The sequence below is a fragment of the Saccharicrinis aurantiacus genome (genome assembly GCF_947489045.1).
In the GTDB taxonomy this organism is placed as follows: Bacteria; Bacteroidota; Bacteroidia; order Bacteroidales; family Marinilabiliaceae; genus Saccharicrinis; species Saccharicrinis aurantiacus.
In genome coordinates, this window is the sequence record NZ_CANLCN010000008.1 from 196,553 (window position 1) to 212,756 (window position 16,204).

15 protein-coding genes are annotated in these 16,204 nt (G+C 32.2%); 11 read left to right on the forward strand and 4 right to left on the reverse strand.

Going from position 1 to position 16,204, the window contains the following annotated elements; translation table 11 throughout:
- The first annotated feature begins 53 nt into the window (after positions 1–53).
- The 4 genes from QMO11_RS11460 (at position 54) to QMO11_RS11475 (ending at position 3,112) form a co-directional block, all read left to right on the forward strand.
- On the forward strand, positions 54–1,016 hold the full coding sequence (locus QMO11_RS11460; protein WP_282037422.1) for a PhoH family protein: 963 nt from the start codon (positions 54–56) through the stop codon (positions 1,014–1,016).
- A 114-nt stretch (positions 1,017–1,130) separates the two neighbouring features.
- Positions 1,131–2,000, forward strand: coding sequence for an FKBP-type peptidyl-prolyl cis-trans isomerase (locus QMO11_RS11465; RefSeq protein ID WP_282037423.1), 870 nt, complete (start codon positions 1,131–1,133; stop codon positions 1,998–2,000).
- Between the two features lie 247 nt (positions 2,001–2,247).
- The gene (locus QMO11_RS11470) at positions 2,248–2,838 is read left to right on the forward strand and encodes an RNA polymerase sigma factor (RefSeq protein WP_282037424.1); all 591 of its coding nucleotides are present in this window, start codon (positions 2,248–2,250) and stop codon (positions 2,836–2,838) included.
- Positions 2,839–2,902: 64 nt separating this feature from the next.
- Positions 2,903–3,112 carry a hypothetical protein gene (locus QMO11_RS11475; protein ID WP_139314851.1) on the forward strand — a complete coding sequence of 70 codons (210 nt, stop codon included), beginning with the start codon at positions 2,903–2,905 and terminating at the stop codon, positions 3,110–3,112.
- Here QMO11_RS11475 and QMO11_RS11480 read toward each other — a convergent pair.
- Positions 3,109–4,095, reverse strand: a complete 987-nt coding sequence (locus QMO11_RS11480) for a glycosyltransferase (RefSeq protein ID WP_282037425.1) — start codon at positions 4,093–4,095, stop codon at positions 3,109–3,111. The genes QMO11_RS11475 and QMO11_RS11480 overlap by 4 nt on opposite strands.
- 61 nt (positions 4,096–4,156) lie before the next feature.
- Positions 4,157–5,482 carry an Omp85 family outer membrane protein gene (omp85, locus tag QMO11_RS11485; protein WP_282037426.1) on the reverse strand — a complete coding sequence of 442 codons (1,326 nt, stop codon included), beginning with the start codon at positions 5,480–5,482 and terminating at the stop codon, positions 4,157–4,159.
- A gap of 77 nt (positions 5,483–5,559) precedes the next feature.
- On the opposite strand from omp85, the gene QMO11_RS11490 reads away from it, so the two are divergent.
- Positions 5,560–6,345 carry a nitrilase-related carbon-nitrogen hydrolase gene (locus QMO11_RS11490; protein WP_282037427.1) on the forward strand — a complete coding sequence of 262 codons (786 nt, stop codon included), beginning with the start codon at positions 5,560–5,562 and terminating at the stop codon, positions 6,343–6,345.
- Positions 6,346–6,462: 117 nt separating this feature from the next.
- On the forward strand, positions 6,463–8,958 hold the full coding sequence (locus QMO11_RS11495) for an AsmA family protein (RefSeq protein WP_282037428.1): 2,496 nt from the start codon (positions 6,463–6,465) through the stop codon (positions 8,956–8,958).
- A 412-nt stretch (positions 8,959–9,370) separates the two neighbouring features.
- Here QMO11_RS11495 and QMO11_RS11500 read toward each other — a convergent pair whose 3' ends face one another.
- Positions 9,371–9,745 carry a hypothetical protein gene (locus QMO11_RS11500; protein ID WP_068472342.1) on the reverse strand — a complete coding sequence of 125 codons (375 nt, stop codon included), beginning with the start codon at positions 9,743–9,745 and terminating at the stop codon, positions 9,371–9,373.
- 252 nt (positions 9,746–9,997) lie between these two features.
- Between QMO11_RS11500 and QMO11_RS11505 the strand changes: the two genes are divergently transcribed.
- The 5 genes from QMO11_RS11505 (at position 9,998) to QMO11_RS11525 (ending at position 15,638) form a co-directional block, all read left to right on the forward strand.
- Positions 9,998–10,513: a KdsC family phosphatase gene (locus QMO11_RS11505; protein WP_068472340.1), complete on the forward strand. Its 516-nt coding sequence runs from the start codon at positions 9,998–10,000 to the stop codon at positions 10,511–10,513.
- Between the two features lie 66 nt (positions 10,514–10,579).
- Positions 10,580–11,524 (forward strand): geranylgeranylglycerol-phosphate geranylgeranyltransferase, encoded by a 945-nt coding sequence (locus QMO11_RS11510; RefSeq protein ID WP_282037429.1) that lies wholly within the window; start codon positions 10,580–10,582, stop codon positions 11,522–11,524.
- 17 nt (positions 11,525–11,541) lie between these two features.
- Complete coding sequence (locus QMO11_RS11515; RefSeq protein WP_282037430.1) at positions 11,542–12,126, forward strand: Maf family nucleotide pyrophosphatase; 585 nt, start codon at positions 11,542–11,544, stop codon at positions 12,124–12,126.
- A 106-nt stretch (positions 12,127–12,232) separates the two neighbouring features.
- Positions 12,233–14,392, forward strand: coding sequence for a S46 family peptidase (locus QMO11_RS11520; protein ID WP_282037431.1), 2,160 nt, complete (start codon positions 12,233–12,235; stop codon positions 14,390–14,392).
- Positions 14,393–14,567: 175 nt separating this feature from the next.
- Positions 14,568–15,638 (forward strand): TRM11 family SAM-dependent methyltransferase, encoded by a 1,071-nt coding sequence (locus QMO11_RS11525; RefSeq protein ID WP_282037432.1) that lies wholly within the window; start codon positions 14,568–14,570, stop codon positions 15,636–15,638.
- Here the strand turns inward: QMO11_RS11525 and QMO11_RS11530 are convergent.
- Positions 15,631–16,113 carry a flavodoxin domain-containing protein gene (locus QMO11_RS11530; protein ID WP_282037433.1) on the reverse strand — a complete coding sequence of 161 codons (483 nt, stop codon included), beginning with the start codon at positions 16,111–16,113 and terminating at the stop codon, positions 15,631–15,633. The genes QMO11_RS11525 and QMO11_RS11530 overlap by 8 nt on opposite strands.
- Between the last annotated feature and the right edge of the window lie 91 nt (positions 16,114–16,204).

Sequence of the window (16,204 nt, forward strand, 5' to 3'; positions counted from 1 at the left end):
AATAAAAGTGTTTAATTTGCATAAATTGAACAAAATAGCATGCTAATTACTATATGATAGAGAAACTAATCTACCTTGAAACCATTGACTTAATAGAGTTTTTTGGTGTTAAAAATGTAAAATTACAGATCATAAAAGATCGTTTTCCAAAACTGAGAATTATTGCACGTGGCGATTGGGTTAAAGCCATGGGTGAAGCTGATGAGATAGCACGATTCGAAGAAAAAGTTCACCTTTTAATTGATCATTATAATCAATACAACGTTATCAGCGAACATTCAATTATTGAAATAATTGATAGTGGTAGAGTAGGAGCCAAAAAATCAGAGGATGATGTAATTTTATACGGAGTTAATGGGAAACCTATCCGCGGTCGTACAACCAATCAAAGAGAATTTGTTAAAGAATATGATCAGAATGATCTGATTTTTGCTGTTGGTCCTGCAGGTTCAGGAAAAACATATACAGCAATTGCATTAGCTGTTAGGGCGTTGAAAAGGAGAGAGGTACGTAAAATAATATTGAGTAGACCTGCCGTAGAAGCTGGTGAAAAATTAGGTTTCCTTCCAGGTGATATGAAAGAAAAAATTGACCCTTATTTACAACCTCTTTACGATGCTTTACAGGATATGATTCCGTCAGCTAAGTTAAAAGACTACATGGAAAATGGCACTATTCAAATTGCACCATTGGCCTACATGCGTGGTAGAACCTTGAGTGATGCATTTGTAATATTAGACGAAGCACAGAATACTACAACCAATCAAATTAAAATGTTTTTAACCCGTATGGGAAATGGTACGAAATATGTAGTTACCGGCGATATTACTCAAATTGATTTACCAAAGGCATCAATGTCTGGTTTAGTGCATTCTATGCGTATATTAAAAAGGGTAAAAGGAATTAAAGTAATAGAATTTAACGCCAAAGATATTGTTCGTCATCCATTGGTACAACGAATAGTAACAGCGTATGATAAAAGCGACAAAGTAAACAATAATGATGCTGTTAAGTAAACACTATTGTATCATTACGATTAAACTTTAACTTTGTGGCTGAATTCAGTACTATAATTATTAACAAGAACTATAAATTACATAAACGCCATTGGTGTTTGTAAAATATTAAACATGAAATATACATATATACTTACTGCACTTCTTTTATTGGGTATTTGGGCTTGTAAAAAAGATGATGACGACGGAACCAGTTATGTACCTCAAACACCTGAACAAGATGATGCTGATATAATACTATATGCTACAAATGATACTGTAGGTTTAGATTTAGGTTTAACTGAAGAGGATTTAATACCACTTGATGATGGAGTATATATATCACATATAGAAGAAGGTATAGGTGATAAAGTAGCCAACGATACTACTGATATTTTGGTGCACTATGCGGGGTATTATATTACTTCAGGTACTAGTTTTGATAATACCCAACCCAACCAGCCGCGCCTATTTAGTTTGGAAGGTAATATAGCAGGTTGGAGAATTGCACTAAAAGAAATGAAGCGCGGAGGTAAAGCTCATATATTTATACCATCACGGCAAGCTTATAGTGATGGAAACAGACACTTTACAGTAACTCTTGATGGGTTTACATTAGATACGGATGAGCGTGATAATTATGAAAATGGCTTAATTCAGGATTACTTTAGTAATAACCCTGATGAGGTCGGTACAGCAATAACTGATACGGCAAATGTATATTACAAAGAAGTGATGGAAGGTTTAGGTAGTATGCCTAGTTTAACCGATTCAGTTGAAATTTCATTTTCAGGTATTAATGTTGTTACAATGGAAGAAAGACACTCTGGCGAGAACGGAAAGTATTTGTTGAGTGAAATGAGCGATTGTTTTAAATTAGCCTTGCCATTAATGAAAGAAGGTGGAGAAGCTTTAATTTATGCTCCTTCTGATAGAAACACAACTGACGTAGATGTTCTAAAATATTCGGTTACCTTAAATGCTGTTATTCCTGTTGAGGAATAATCGTATGTAAAATTTATATTAAAAAGCTGTCCTTTTAGGATGGCTTTTTTTATTTATAACAGGTTGTTATATTGGTTGTAATATGCTTTTTGTAACTAAATTGAATGTTAATAATTGATTAATGTTTATTGGGTTGTATTGTTTTATTAATATATTTTTACTTTTTTTACCATTTCAAAATAATTATTCACATAAACCGTCAGTGCCTATAGAAAAATTTTACGCTAAAACTTAAAAACGTAAAAAAATGGTAAATCTTCAAGATCAGACCGACAATGAGTTGGTTGAGCGCTTCATTGGGGGACAAGAAGCATGTTTGCAGATTTTAATTAATAGGCATAAGAGTAGAATATATTCCTATATTCTGATGATGGTAAAACAGCCAGCTTTGGCTGAGGATGTTTTTCAGGATACTTTTATTAAAGTAATTAATAATCTTAAAAGGGGAAAGTACATCGAAAATGGAAAGTTTCCTTCGTGGGTAATGCGTATTTCGCATAATCTTATTATCGATTATTACCGTAAGCAAAAACATATGCAAATGGTATCTAACGACTCCATTGAGTACGATTTATTCAATTCTTCTAAATTCTCAGATACAAATATTGAGGATAAGTTAGTGACTGATCAGATATTGAAAGATGTGGCGTCGTTAGTCGAATATTTACCCGAAAATCAAAAGGAAGTTGTGCGTTTAAGGCACTTTATGGGATTAAGCTTTAAAGAAATTGCCGAAGAGACAGGTGTTAGTATTAATACTGCTTTGGGCAGGATGCGCTATGCCATAATTAATATGAGAGATATGGTTGAAGAACAAAAAATATCATTAACTGTGTAATAGTATGCAATAAAATATATTCATAGGCGTTTAACATTTAGAAATAGATTAATTTAGGATGCCTATGAATTCAAATTTTACAAAACAATTAGAAGAACTAGAGAACTATAGTCTTCAGATGGTTGACTTATTTAGTCAACTGCCTGATAGTTTTTTTGATGATCCATTGTTACAACCTCCTTCAAAAGTTATCAATAGCATCATTAGTTATTCAAAAGGAGATCCAGTTAAAACTGATGATACAGATAAACTATTCAGATTTAATTTTAATTAGTTATAAAAGGTTTTGTTAAATGCACCTGTGTCTGTTTTATTCAAAACAATTAGTTTGAATAAGGCATAGATAAAACCTGTACCATATCCGAAAGTTTGTACCATTGAAGCTACAACAGCTAGCGATGCAATTTTTATATTCTTGTTTTTTACTAATGCATCAATAAAGAATATAAGTAATGGCAATAGTAACAATATACATAACTGCGGAATAAATATTGAAATAATACCCCAAATAATATAGCCTAGTGTAAAAATACTAGGGGCAGCATGCACTAGCTTAAGTGAGCCGGGGTGCCATATATTTAGATTAATTCTTGCAATACCTGAGTTAAACACTTGTTTAAAAAAGGATTTCATATTGTTTCGTCGTTTGTGAAAAACTCCGGCATTCTCAATCAATACAGCTTTGTATCCTCCCTCAACAATTCGTAAGCTAAAATCTAGATCTTCACCAAAACGAATATCTCTAAAACCTTTAAGTGCTTCAAAAACATTTCGTTTAATACCCATATTAAAACTTCGCGGATAAAACTTGTCTAACTTCTTTTTTCCACCTCTAATTCCACCCGTAGTTAGCGTAGATGTCATTGAATAACTGATGGCTTTTTGTATTGGGCTAAACGATTGATGTGCCATGTCAGGTCCACCAAAACAATCAATTTTATCAATTTGTTGTTCTACAGCTTCAAAGTAATCTGATGGAATTAAACAATCAGAATCAAAAAAGATAAAAACATCCCCTTTGGCTAAACTTGCTCCAGTGTTTCGTGCTAAACCGGGCCCTGTATTCTTCTGATAATGATAGGTTATATTCAGTTTATTTCGATATCCTTTACAAATTAAATCAGAACTTAAAGTAGATCCATCTTCAACAACAACAACTTCAAAATCATTGAAGGATACATCAGTTAAACTAGATAATAGTTCATCAATTTCTTGAGGGCGGTTATAAACTGGTATAATTAAAGAATATTTTGGCATCTAAATAAAAGTTGAAATTAAGGATTCGCGAATCTAAGACAAAATTAAATAAAATAGTACTTTAGAATAAATAATTCAGAAGTATATATAAACCAGACTCACCATCTTTTTTAGATAAGGCTAAACCATAATCTGCCGAAATAATAAAATTCTCGCCGTAGCCTACTTTTAGGCCAGTTCCAATGGTAAAATGCATCTTTTCCTCATTCGGAATATAATACTCAGCTCTTTCTGATTCAGGTATTAAAGTGTAATCTATTTTGTATTCTTGAGTAATCATCCCCATATCAAAAAAAGTATTATTGGCTAAGTATAAATCCTCACCCAATAGTCTTGTTCGAAGAAATTTCCAACGTAGCTCTATATTTGCCAGTGCAAATCCATCGCCAACCACTCTATTGCGCCTAATTCCTCTTAATGTTTTACTTCCTCCAAGACCCTGTGATGTTGCCGAAGTTAGGTTTGAAGTTACATAATGAGGGAGTAGGTAGAATGGTATTGTTCCGCTAAGTTTGTTTTGAATTGCCAACCTATAAGCAAATATCAATTTATCAGCACTTAGTGTGAAATACTGCCTATGCATTGCTGTTAGCTGGGTATATTGTGTGTTTTTATCCGACAGAAATGATGGCGACATAGTAAAAAATACTTCACTCCAAATCCCTTTGGCAGGATTTGCATCAAAATCGCGAGTATCATAGGAGAGCCCAAGCTTTATGTAATTACTTAGTCCTCCTTTTGCCTCTTTCTCATCAATAATCCCCCAATCAACATAATTGTCATAAAGGCCATTAGTTTCAGGTAGTTTCTTGTCATCAGAGATTCGTTTGTTCAGCTGATTTATATTTGTAGAATTAATATTCATATTGAACAATGTAAAGCCAGCCATCCACTCTAGTGCTTTGTTAGAATTTGTAAGCACCCCTTTAAAATTTGTCATTATTCTAAACATCTCTCTATGATGAGAATAAAAAACACGGCTTTTATAGTTCGGATCTTCGTCATCTATCCACTCTGAATTGAATTGGGCATTATAACCATTGAACCCATAAAAATCAGTGGCTAAATCATTAAAATAGGTAATATCTAATGTGGTTTGAATTCCTTTTATAAATTCTGGAGAATCGTAGTAAGCCCTAAGCAAACTAGTGCCTGAAGTATATTGCGAAGCTTCAAAATATAAGGAGTGATTGTAGGTAGGGTATTTAGTTCCATCGCCATACCAAAAGAAATTTACCAATCCTCCGTATTGAAAACCTAAATCTGCATCAAAAGCAATAGCTGGTAATAAGCCAAATTTCATTCCTGCATTTTCGTTAATAGTATCCGATTGACTATGCAGATGGAGTGAAAAAAGAAGAAAAGAATAGATCACAAGCTTGCGCATAATTATTTGTTAAATGATTAACTTGCCAACAAATATAAGCTATTTAGACTAACATATTAATTCTATTAAAACTAACAATGAACGTAATTAAGGATAACATAGTAAGGTTTGGTATTTTACAGTTGGATATTAAATGGGAGAATGTTGATGAGAATTTATTAGCGATTGGTAAAATAATATCATCGCACAAAGATGAGTTTGATGTTTTACTTTTGCCAGAGATGTTTGCCACTGGGTTTTCAATGGATGTTAGTAAAATAGCACAGACTATGGATGGTTTTATTTTACAATGGATGAAAGAACAATCAGTACTTAATAAGATTGCTATAATTGGTTCTGTTGCGATAGTTGAAGACAAGAAATTTTATAATAGAGCTGTATATATAAATAACGGTCAGGTAAATTATTACGATAAAAGGCATTTGTTCAGTATGGGTGGTGAAGATAAGAGCTTTTCTGCTGGAGCTGAAAGGGTTGTGTTCGACTATAATGGTGTTAAAATATTACCTGTAGTTTGTTATGATATCAGATTTCCCGTTTGGTTACGAAATACTGGCGACTATGATGTGATGGTTTGTATGGCAAATTGGCCAATTCCACGTATAAAAGTGTGGGATACTTTACTGCAAGCGCGTGCTATTGAAAATCAATGTTTATGTATTGGAGTTAATCGAGTTGGCGAGGGGGATAATTTAAAATACAATGGTAATTCGGCAGCTATAGATGCTAAAGGAAAGGTCCTAGTGTTGTCTAAAGAGCAAAAAACAAATCTAGAGATTGTAGGTTTCGACTTGGCTGCTCAAAATAATTTCAGAGAAAAATTTCCCGTATTAAATGATGCAGACTGCTTTTCAATCGAATAGAGTATTTGATAAATCATTGGTAATGTAGTTCGCCAGCTAATCATATCCTTTTATAGAAAATTATTTTTTTATTAGTTCGATATGGTTAATTTAATGCGCAAATTAAACAAACAAATAATGAAGCAGGCTTTAAAAGCAGTAATCATCTCAATAGTAGTTTTATTGGCTCTCCTTATTATTATACCCTTCACAATGGTAAGTCGTGTTGAGACTCGATTAAAAACTGAAATAAACAAAAATATTAATTCGAGTGTAGCGTGGGAAAAGGTTTCTGTATCTCTATTAAAGGACTTTCCAAATGTTCAAGTTGAACTTACGGGTTTTAATATCATAGGTCTTGGTACATTTAAGGAGGACACATTATTGCACGTTGAAAATATTGAATTATCTGCGCAATTGTTTAGTGTTTTCTCATCCGATGGATTAAAGATTATTGAGGTAAATATTGAGCAACCTATTGTTAATGCAATAACTCGTAATCAAGTAAATAATTGGGATATTGTAAACAAAAACTCCGAAAAGAAACATTCTAGTAAAAAGGAAAATTCAGGTTCTAAGTTGGTTTTAAATAAATTTCAAATAAATAATGCATCAATAATATATGTTGATGAAAACTCTCATAGTAAAACTAGTTTAAGTGGAGTTAATCTTCAATTAAGCGGGAATTTATCTGCAGAAGAGTCAATTGTGCAGTTAAAAAGCCGTGTTAAAGAATTAAATGTTCAGCAAGAGAATGTTAAATATTTAAGTGATGCAAATCTAACCTTTGATGCGAATATACTTGCCGATACAAACACTAATAAATTCACATTTAAGAATAATACATTAGCTATTAACGATCTAAAAATGGGATTTAATGGAGGAGTTCAGATTTTAAACGAAGGGTTTGACATTAACTTGCAACTCAAAACGATAAATAATGATATAAAAACAATTTTGTCGCTAATACCTAGTCAATATTTAAAAGACTTTGAAAGTATTCAGACGGAAGGAAATTTTGATATTTCAGCCAATGTAAATGGAGTATTTATTGATTCTAATAGCTTACCAAATTTTAACTTCAATGTATTAGTTGAGGATGGCCGAATAGCTTACTCTGATGTTGACGATAGCATTGATGATATAAATGTTGCTCTTAAGATTAACAATTCAGGAAAAATATTGGACAGTACTAAAGTTAGTCTAGAGAAACTTTATTTTTCTATTTCAGATAATCCTTTTCAAGGAAGTTTTTATTTAGAGACTCCAGTTAGTAATGCTTCATTTGTTGGTGGTATTGATGGGGTAATTGATTTAAAATCGGTAAGTGATATTGTCCAATTTAAGGATATGGAATTAGAGGGCATTGTTAACTCAAAAATTGACTTTGCAGGGAATAAGACATTGATTGATATAGAGGATTATGAAGCTCTAAAAATAAATGGGAATATTTCTTTCAAAGGATTTTCTTATTCAAATAGCATAATGCCATATAAAATAAAGGTGTCTGAGGCATTGATGAATATAAATTCTGAAACCATTGAGCTAAAACAGTTGAAAGCTTCTGTTGTAAATTCAGACCTTAGTTTGAATGGTTCCTTATCGGGATATTTACCATACTATTTTAAAAACAGCACGCTTAAAGGTAGTTTAAATCATTATTCGTCATCTCTTAACTTAAACGAAATCCTTCGAAAGAGTAAAAGCGTTTCTGAATCGAAAAAAGATTCCGGAGTTGTAGAGTTTGGAGGAATACCGCGTAATATTCATTTGAGGCTTTATTCCAATATTGATAAATTGACGTACGATAAGTTAATTGTAAATAAAGCAAAAGGTGTTTTGGTGGTCAAGGATTCAAAACTAGTAATTGACCGATATAATATGAATACACTAGGTGGAAAGATTGATATAGAAGGTCAATATAATACTCAGAATATATCGAAACCTTATATTGATTTTGTTATTGGTGCCGATAAAGTGGATATAAAAACAATGGCTAATTCGTTCACCGTAGTTGATTCATTAATGCCTGTTGCAAAAAATGCAATGGGTAAAATAAGCTCGGATTTTAAACTCCGTAGTAAAGTAAATCAAGATTACACTTTAAATATTGCTAGCATAAAAGGTGGAGGAACTATAAAATCAGATGCAGTTACAGTATCCAACTCCAAAGTGTTAAATCAAATGGCAGATCTTTTAAATAAAGAGAGTTATAGAACGCTTACAGCAAAAGATATTGATATTAATTATGAGATGCGAAATGGTAAAATTATAGTATCGCCGTTTTCAACAAATATTAATGGTGCTAAATTTACAATTCAGGGAGAACAAGGTTTTGACCAATCTTTAAATTACGTTATTGCTGCACCTGTATCCCGTAAGGATGTAGCTAATGCAATGGGATTCTTTGGAGGTATTGTGAATCAGAATGGAGAAGATGTTATTGTTGACGTTCTCATTAAAGGAAGTGCCGATAATCCTAAAATGAGTTTAGACATTGCTAAAGCTCAAAAACAACTGCAAAATGAGGTTAGTGAAGATACTCAAAAGGCTATTGAAGAATTGCTTGAGGATGATAATATAAAAAAGGCTGTGGATGATATCAAAAATAAACTAGGAGATTTTTTTAAGTAATATTCTTGCTTGAAATCGACAACTTTTCTCTTCCATAAAAGAGAAAAGTTGACCGAAAGAAAAGTTCTATTTGTTAGGATTAGCTTTTTATACCTAGTAGATGTTTTTAAATGACCTTCAAATTGCAGTGTGTTTGTAATGTGCGAATAGTTATTTATTTAGATCAATATGTAACCATTCGTAATCAGTGTAACTGTTTGTAATAAAATACGTAACGGTGTTGTTTTGGGTTCATGATATTTTTATATCAAATTGTCTTTTTTAGATTTGTTGTTACACGAATATGCGTACTTCCATCTAGAAAATATTTTAAATGTGATTATCCTTATATAGAACTTTCTTATTTCCAAATAATCTGAAAGTTGACATTATAAAAAGTTAAGAAGGTACACAAATTATCAATCAGGTGAAATTAGTTAGCGCCGATGGCAGTTATAATATCCTTAACTCTATCGGTATGAACCAAAATTAATTTCTCAAATTGCTTTCTTAATTCTAAATGTTCCACAAAATATTGATGTTCATGGGTGATTGGGAAATCTTTTATGTAATACTCAATTTCTTGTTCTTTTACATTTATCTTACTCAAGGCACTTTCAATAATACTCTTATGCTCTTCTAATGCCATTATTTCAATCGAGTTTAATTTATGCGCATTTTCCGGATTCAGGATGGTTTCATTGCGTTTTATAAGTAGGTCAACTTCTTTTGTGTATAAAGAAAGTCTTCCTTTCCATAGTTGATATTCAAATTCTAAATCAACAATTTGTATAGATCCATTTTTCATAGCAATAAAGTTTTATTTTACAGAAAATAACAAAATCAGGTAAATATATTGAGACATAATTAATTATAGATTTGTGTCGTGTTCTGTAATTGTGTTTCTACGAGGTTTCATTCAATATAAGCATTTTATACTATTAATGCTCTAAAGATGTATCCAATATAACACACTATTATTCTATGGATAAACAATTCTAAATACGATTCGCTTAATAAACTAAATTCTGTAAATTCGCATGATATTAAATTATATAACATGAGTAACTTTAAAGAAGACCTAATGCAGGTTAAAGCATTTGCATTTGACGTTGATGGTGTTTTATCTGCACAAATAATACCTATGGATGCCAATGGGATTCCGATGCGAACAGCAAATATAAAAGATGGCTACGCAATACAAGCTGCGGTTAAACAAGGTTATCCTATTGCTATTATTACAGGAGGGGATACTGAAGCTGTAAAGAATAGATATACACAGTTGGGCGTTGAAGACGTATATATGAAAGCTTCGGATAAAATTCATCAGCTTAACGATTGGATGAATAAACAAGGCCTCAAAGCTGAGGAGATTATGTATATGGGAGATGATTTACCTGATGAAGAAGTAATGCAAACTGTTGGTGTATCTGTTTGTCCGGCCGATGCCGTTGAAGAGATTAAAATGTGCTGTAAATATATCAGTCATAAAAATGGTGGCGAGGGTTGTGTGCGCGATGTGATCGAACAAGTATTAAGAGCTCATGGTAAATGGGGACTTGATAAAACATGGTAATTTTAAATTAAGATCCTTAACTCTTAACGATATCGAAGGCTTTAATACTAATCAAGAAATAAAAATATGCTTCCAATATTACGATTAATACGCTATAAGAATCTCATTATTATAGCTCTTTTGCAAGTTTTAATTCGTTATGGTTTAATTATTCCCATTTTAAATCATTTTGGTTATGAGGCTGGATTTACCGATAAAAGATTTATCATATTGGTAATAAGTACCTTGTTTTTAGCAGCATCTGGTTATGTAATTAACGACTATTTTGATATTAAGATTGATAGAATCAACCGTCCGGATAAGATGGTGATTGATAAAAAAATTAAGCGAAGAGAGGCCATGTTTCTTCATGTAATATTTACATTCTGTGGAGTATTTATGGGATTGTTTCTTTCGTATGTTCTTCGTAAAGAAAGTTATGCATTGATGTATATTTTAATACCTGCATTTTTATGGTATTACTCAACAACATTTAAGAAACAGGGCCTAATTGGAAATATTATTGTTTCGGCATTAATTGCATTAGTTGCAATTTTGGTTGTTTCAGCTGAATTTTCTGCCTTGTATAGAGTTCATGGAGCTTCAATAATTGAAAGTGAAGCCTGCTCCACAGCTTGGTTTTGGACACTTGGTTTTGCCTTTTTTGCCTTCGTTGTAAATTTAACCCGTGAAATCATTAAAGATTTAGAAGATATGGAAGGGGATGAAAAGGAAGGGTGTCATACAGTTCCAATTACTTTAGGTGTACCATATACAAAGGCAGTAATAGGTTTGCTTACAATTTTTATATTGGTTGTTATTTGGTTGTTATACTATAGCATCGATCGTTTAGCAGATGATACATTTACATTTGCTTATTTCATGATTTTTATAACCCTACCGTTAATTTCATCCTTAATCTATTTATTCAAAATCTCTACAGCAAAAGGCTATCACCAATTGAGCACAATGTATAAATTGATAATGTTTTTTGGTGTGTTGTATGTTTTTGTAGCAGGTCAATTATTTTAATTTTTCATCAGAGCTTAATGCAAAATTTAAACAATTATAATATAATATTGGCGTCTAAATCGCCACGTCGTTCTCAACTATTATCAGAAATTGGGATAGATTTTTCAGTAGAGATAAAGGAAGATGTAGAAGAAAAATATCCTTCAGATTTGAAACATGAAGATATTGCTGTTTTTTTATCGAAATTAAAGGCTAAACCTTTTTTAGCAGATATTCAGAACGATTCAAATAAAATAGTAATTACTGCGGATACAATTGTTTGCGCAAAAGGTAAGGTTTTAGGTAAGCCAAAGGATAAAGCTGAAGCTACAGAAATGCTTAAGCTACTTTCCGGAATTAAACATCAGGTTATTAGTGGAGTCACTATATCTTCGAAACAAAAAGTTGTTAGTTTTTCCGTTTCAACGGATGTGTATTTTAAGTCTTTAACAGAAGCAGAAATTGAATACTACATCAATAATTATAAACCTTTTGATAAAGCTGGGGCCTATGGTATTCAAGAGTGGATTGGTATGATAGGCATTGAGAAAATTGAAGGATCTTATTTTAATGTAGTAGGATTGCCAGTTCAAAGGCTCTATGAAGAATTGAATCAATTTTAATATAAAATATAAAATCAACAAATCATATTTTACTATCTATCTTGTTAAAAATGTTTCCCAATATCGCATTTTAAAAAAGCTAGTTGGTAATGCAATACTAAACTAAATGAAGCAAATAGTAGCAATTTTATGTGCTGCATTCCTAATCTCAGGAAGTATAAAGGCAGCAGAAGGAATGTGGATTCCAATATTATTACAGAAATACAATATCGAAGAAATGCAAGAGCTGGGTTTTAAGCTCACTGCTGAAGATATTTATAGTGTAAACCAAGCCAGTATGAAAGATGCAGTGGTTATCTTTGGAAGTGGTTGTACTGGCGAATTAATATCTAACGAAGGCTTATTAATAACAAATCATCACTGTGGATATAGTGCTATTCAGTCTCATAGTTCTTTAGAGAATGATTATTTAACCAATGGTTTTTGGGCGATGAATCGTGATGAAGAATTAACTAACCCAGGTTTGAAGGCAACTTTTTTACGTTCAATGAAAGATGTTACCGAAGCGGTGTTAGAAGGTGTAACTGAAGAAATGACGGAGAAAGAGCGTAATTCAGTTATTTCAAAAAACTCAAAAGCAATAAAAGATGAAGCTATAAAGGATACACACTTTACTGCGGTGTTAAAACCTTTTTTCCATGGAAATCAATATTTTTTATTTGTTAATGAAGTTTTCACCGATGTTCGTTTGGTTGGCGCTCCTCCTAGTGCAATAGGTAAGTTTGGTGGAGATACAGATAATTGGATGTGGCCACGCCATACAGGCGATTTTTCTTTATTTCGCATATATGCGAATGAAGATAATGAACCTGCAGAATACGCTGAAGAAAATAAACCTTATACACCAAAACATCACTTTCCTATTTCAATGAAGGGAGTGAGCGAAGGCGATTTTACTATGGTTTTTGGATATCCTGGTAGTACCTATGAGTATGTTCCTTCTTATCATATTAAGATGATTACAGAAAAGGTGAATCCAACATTGATTGATGTTAGAACTAAAAAACTAGAGATTATGAATCGTTACCAAGGAGCAGATCCTGCGGTTCGAATTAAATATGCAGCTAAAAATGCATCAACTTCTAATAGTTGGAAACGTTGGATTGGAGAAATTAAAGGGCTTGATAAGTTGAATGCTATTGAGAAAAAGGAAGAACAAGAAGTGGCATTTCAAAAATGGGCTGATGCGTCAGGTAATGATAAATATAAAACGGTTTTAACCGAGTATAAAGGTATTTATGAAGAATACTCGAAATACTATATAACCTACAGTTATATTTCTGAGATGATACGAAGAAATGGTATGGAAGGAGTTGGTTTATCAGGTTATTTCGATGGATTAATATCAGAAATTGAGAAAGATACTGTTGATAATGAAGTGGTATTAAGTAAGAAAGAAGGAATAATTACTCGATATCAGAAGTTCTTTAAAGATTACTATATGCCTCTTGACAAAGAGGAAACAGCGATGTTGCTTCAAGTGTATCAAGAGAATATTGATGCAAATTTTTTGCCAGATGTGTATATGTTGATCAATGGAAAATATAATGGAGATATTTCAAAATATGTAGATATGGTATTTGAAAAATCTGTATTTATGAATCAAAATACAGCAGAAGCCTTTGTAAATAATTTTTCAAAAAAGAGCATTAAGAAACTACATAAAGACCCTGCTTATATTCTTTTAGATAGTTTTGTTGAGTTAGCAAAGTCAAATGTTGTAGATCAATACAAAGAGCTAAGAAGTAAAATAATGTTACTAGATAGAACTTACATGGCTGGTTTAATGGAGTTTGAGAATGATAAAGTATTCTACCCAGATGCCAATTTTACATTACGTGTTTCTTATGGTCAAGTAAGTGCTTATGAGCCAAAAGATGCTGTGCAGTTTAAGTATTACACTACATTAGAAGGTATTATAGAGAAGGATAATCCAGATATTTACGATTATCGTGTGCCAGCTAAATTAAAAGAATTACATACCACAAAAGATTTTGGTAAGTATGAAGTAAATGGAACCGTTCCGGTGTGTTTTGTAGCAACAAATCATACCACGGGAGGTAATTCTGGAAGCCCTGTGGTAAATGCAAATGGTGAATTAATAGGTATTAACTTCGATAGAGCTTGGGAAGGAGTTATGAGTGATTTAATGTATAATCCCGAACAATGCAGAAATATATCTTTAGATGTTCGTTATGTTTTATTTTTAATAGATAAATTTGCAGGCGCAAGTTATTTATTAAATGAGATGACTATTATCGAATAAAAATACAACAAATTGTAATTGATAAAGGGTTCTCTAATATAGAGAGCCCTTTTCTTTTTAATAGAGTTTAAATACATAGTTAGTTTTAAATAATTCCAATTGCTGAGCAAGAATATAAAGCTAATACAAAACAGAATGTAACAATTACAGTAGGCATTTATCTATTTGTCTATTGATGAAACAAATTTTAATTATGTGCGAATATTTAATATTACAGCACCCCGGGCATAATAGAGTTTACTATAACTTAGCAGGAGAATTAGCTTTAGCGGAACTTAAAATTGCAGTTCAACGCTTATCTGTTAATGTAACTGATGTTAAGGTTATAGAGATTGCCAAAGTGCGATACCTTTCTATTATTACTGAAGGTGTATTATCATCCAATGATTTTCAAATCCTTTCCAGATTATCCTTCGTTTTTAGTATGTACCAATTGGATACATACAATAACAAAAACATACTAGTTCCCATTCAACAATACAATTATAAGTATGTGGATGATAAAATAAGCTCAATGCTTAAATATCCAGGGAAAACCAACGAATTATTTACCAAAATGATGATTAATGTGGCTCTGTTAAGTAGCGACTTTAATTATGATGACGCGATCAATCTCTTAGATCCTGTTTCAGGGAGAGGTACTACGCTTTTTGAAGCTTGTATTTATGGCTTTAATGCATATGGAGTAGAGTTGGATGCAAAATCGGTGAGTGATTCCATCTTGTTCTTTAAAAAGTATATCCAGACAGAGCGCTATAAAAACACCACCAATAAGCGTATGATTTATGGTAAGGATAAAACTGAAGCCGTTTACGTTAATGAATTTGAATACGCGCGTTTAAAAGAAGAGTTTAAAGAAACTGATAATCGTAAAGTCCTAGCAGTTGTAAACGGAACTACTGTTGACTCTGATAAATATTTTAAACCAAAAAAGTTTCATTTAATAGTCGGAGACTTGCCCTATGGTATTGCCCATGGAAATAAAACTGTGAAAAATAAGGGAGGTATAACAAGGAATCCATCAGAACTATTGCACTCTTGTGTTGAGCAATGGAAACGAACTCTTAAAGTGGGAGGAGTTATTGTAATTGCATGGAATTCGTTTGTGGTATCGAGAACCCAATTACAAAGTGTGTTTGCTGAGGCTGGTTTGGAAGTAATGAAAGAGCCCCCATATAATGGGTTTGAACATATGGTTGATAAATCAATAAAAAGAGATATTATTGTTGCAAAGAGGGTTAACTAGCGTTAACCTTTGCAGCAAAATATTCAATCTCTTCCAGTTTTAGTTTCGAAATTGAATTGGTAACTCCAGCGGCTTTTTTTATTAAAAACTTCTCGGCAAAATTCATTTCTTCCAATAAAAACTCACCACCCATTATTGATTTGCAAACGGCATGGTTTCGCAATATTTCAGGGAATGCTTGGTTGAATTGGTGTTGTGATTTGGGCTGTTCTTCCATGCAACATAAAAATAAGCCTAATTTTTTGCTCAGAAGCTCGTTTTGCTTTTTTGCCATTAGGCGTTTTAAGTCACTTTGTAATTTCCCGGAGTGTATTGAACCCCCAATAATAATAGTATCATAACTTTCAATATCCAACGATCTATGATGTCTCAAATTATATAAATCAATAATTTTATCATGAAGCTTAGCTTGAATTAGTTGTGCAGCCTTTAATGTAGTACCATGTTTTGAACGATAGAGAATTGCAGTTGCCATAGTGTAGTATATTAAAGTTAACAAACGTTAATATACATTTTTACTATGATAACTTAAACTTATTAAGTGCTTTATTTTAAGTAATTAATAT

Coding starts and splice junctions, on each gene's coding strand:
- QMO11_RS11505 (WP_068472340.1), top strand. CDS start 9,998: ATGAGTAACTTTAAAGAAGACCTAATGCAGGTTAAAGCATTTGCATTT.
- QMO11_RS11470 (WP_282037424.1), top strand. CDS start 2,248: ATGGTAAATCTTCAAGATCAGACCGACAATGAGTTGGTTGAGCGCTTC.
- QMO11_RS11490 (WP_282037427.1), top strand. CDS start 5,560: ATGAACGTAATTAAGGATAACATAGTAAGGTTTGGTATTTTACAGTTG.
- QMO11_RS11515 (WP_282037430.1), top strand. CDS start 11,542: ATGCAAAATTTAAACAATTATAATATAATATTGGCGTCTAAATCGCCA.
- QMO11_RS11520 (WP_282037431.1), top strand. CDS start 12,233: ATGAAGCAAATAGTAGCAATTTTATGTGCTGCATTCCTAATCTCAGGA.
- QMO11_RS11510 (WP_282037429.1), top strand. CDS start 10,580: ATGCTTCCAATATTACGATTAATACGCTATAAGAATCTCATTATTATA.
- QMO11_RS11465 (WP_282037423.1), top strand. CDS start 1,131: ATGAAATATACATATATACTTACTGCACTTCTTTTATTGGGTATTTGG.
- omp85 (WP_282037426.1), bottom strand. CDS start 5,482: ATGCGCAAGCTTGTGATCTATTCTTTTCTTCTTTTTTCACTCCATCTG.
- QMO11_RS11500 (WP_068472342.1), bottom strand. CDS start 9,745: ATGAAAAATGGATCTATACAAATTGTTGATTTAGAATTTGAATATCAA.
- QMO11_RS11460 (WP_282037422.1), top strand. CDS start 54: ATGATAGAGAAACTAATCTACCTTGAAACCATTGACTTAATAGAGTTT.
- QMO11_RS11495 (WP_282037428.1), top strand. CDS start 6,463: ATGAAGCAGGCTTTAAAAGCAGTAATCATCTCAATAGTAGTTTTATTG.
- QMO11_RS11525 (WP_282037432.1), top strand. CDS start 14,568: ATGAAACAAATTTTAATTATGTGCGAATATTTAATATTACAGCACCCC.
- QMO11_RS11480 (WP_282037425.1), bottom strand. CDS start 4,095: ATGCCAAAATATTCTTTAATTATACCAGTTTATAACCGCCCTCAAGAA.
- QMO11_RS11475 (WP_139314851.1), top strand. CDS start 2,903: ATGAATTCAAATTTTACAAAACAATTAGAAGAACTAGAGAACTATAGT.
- QMO11_RS11530 (WP_282037433.1), bottom strand. CDS start 16,113: ATGGCAACTGCAATTCTCTATCGTTCAAAACATGGTACTACATTAAAG.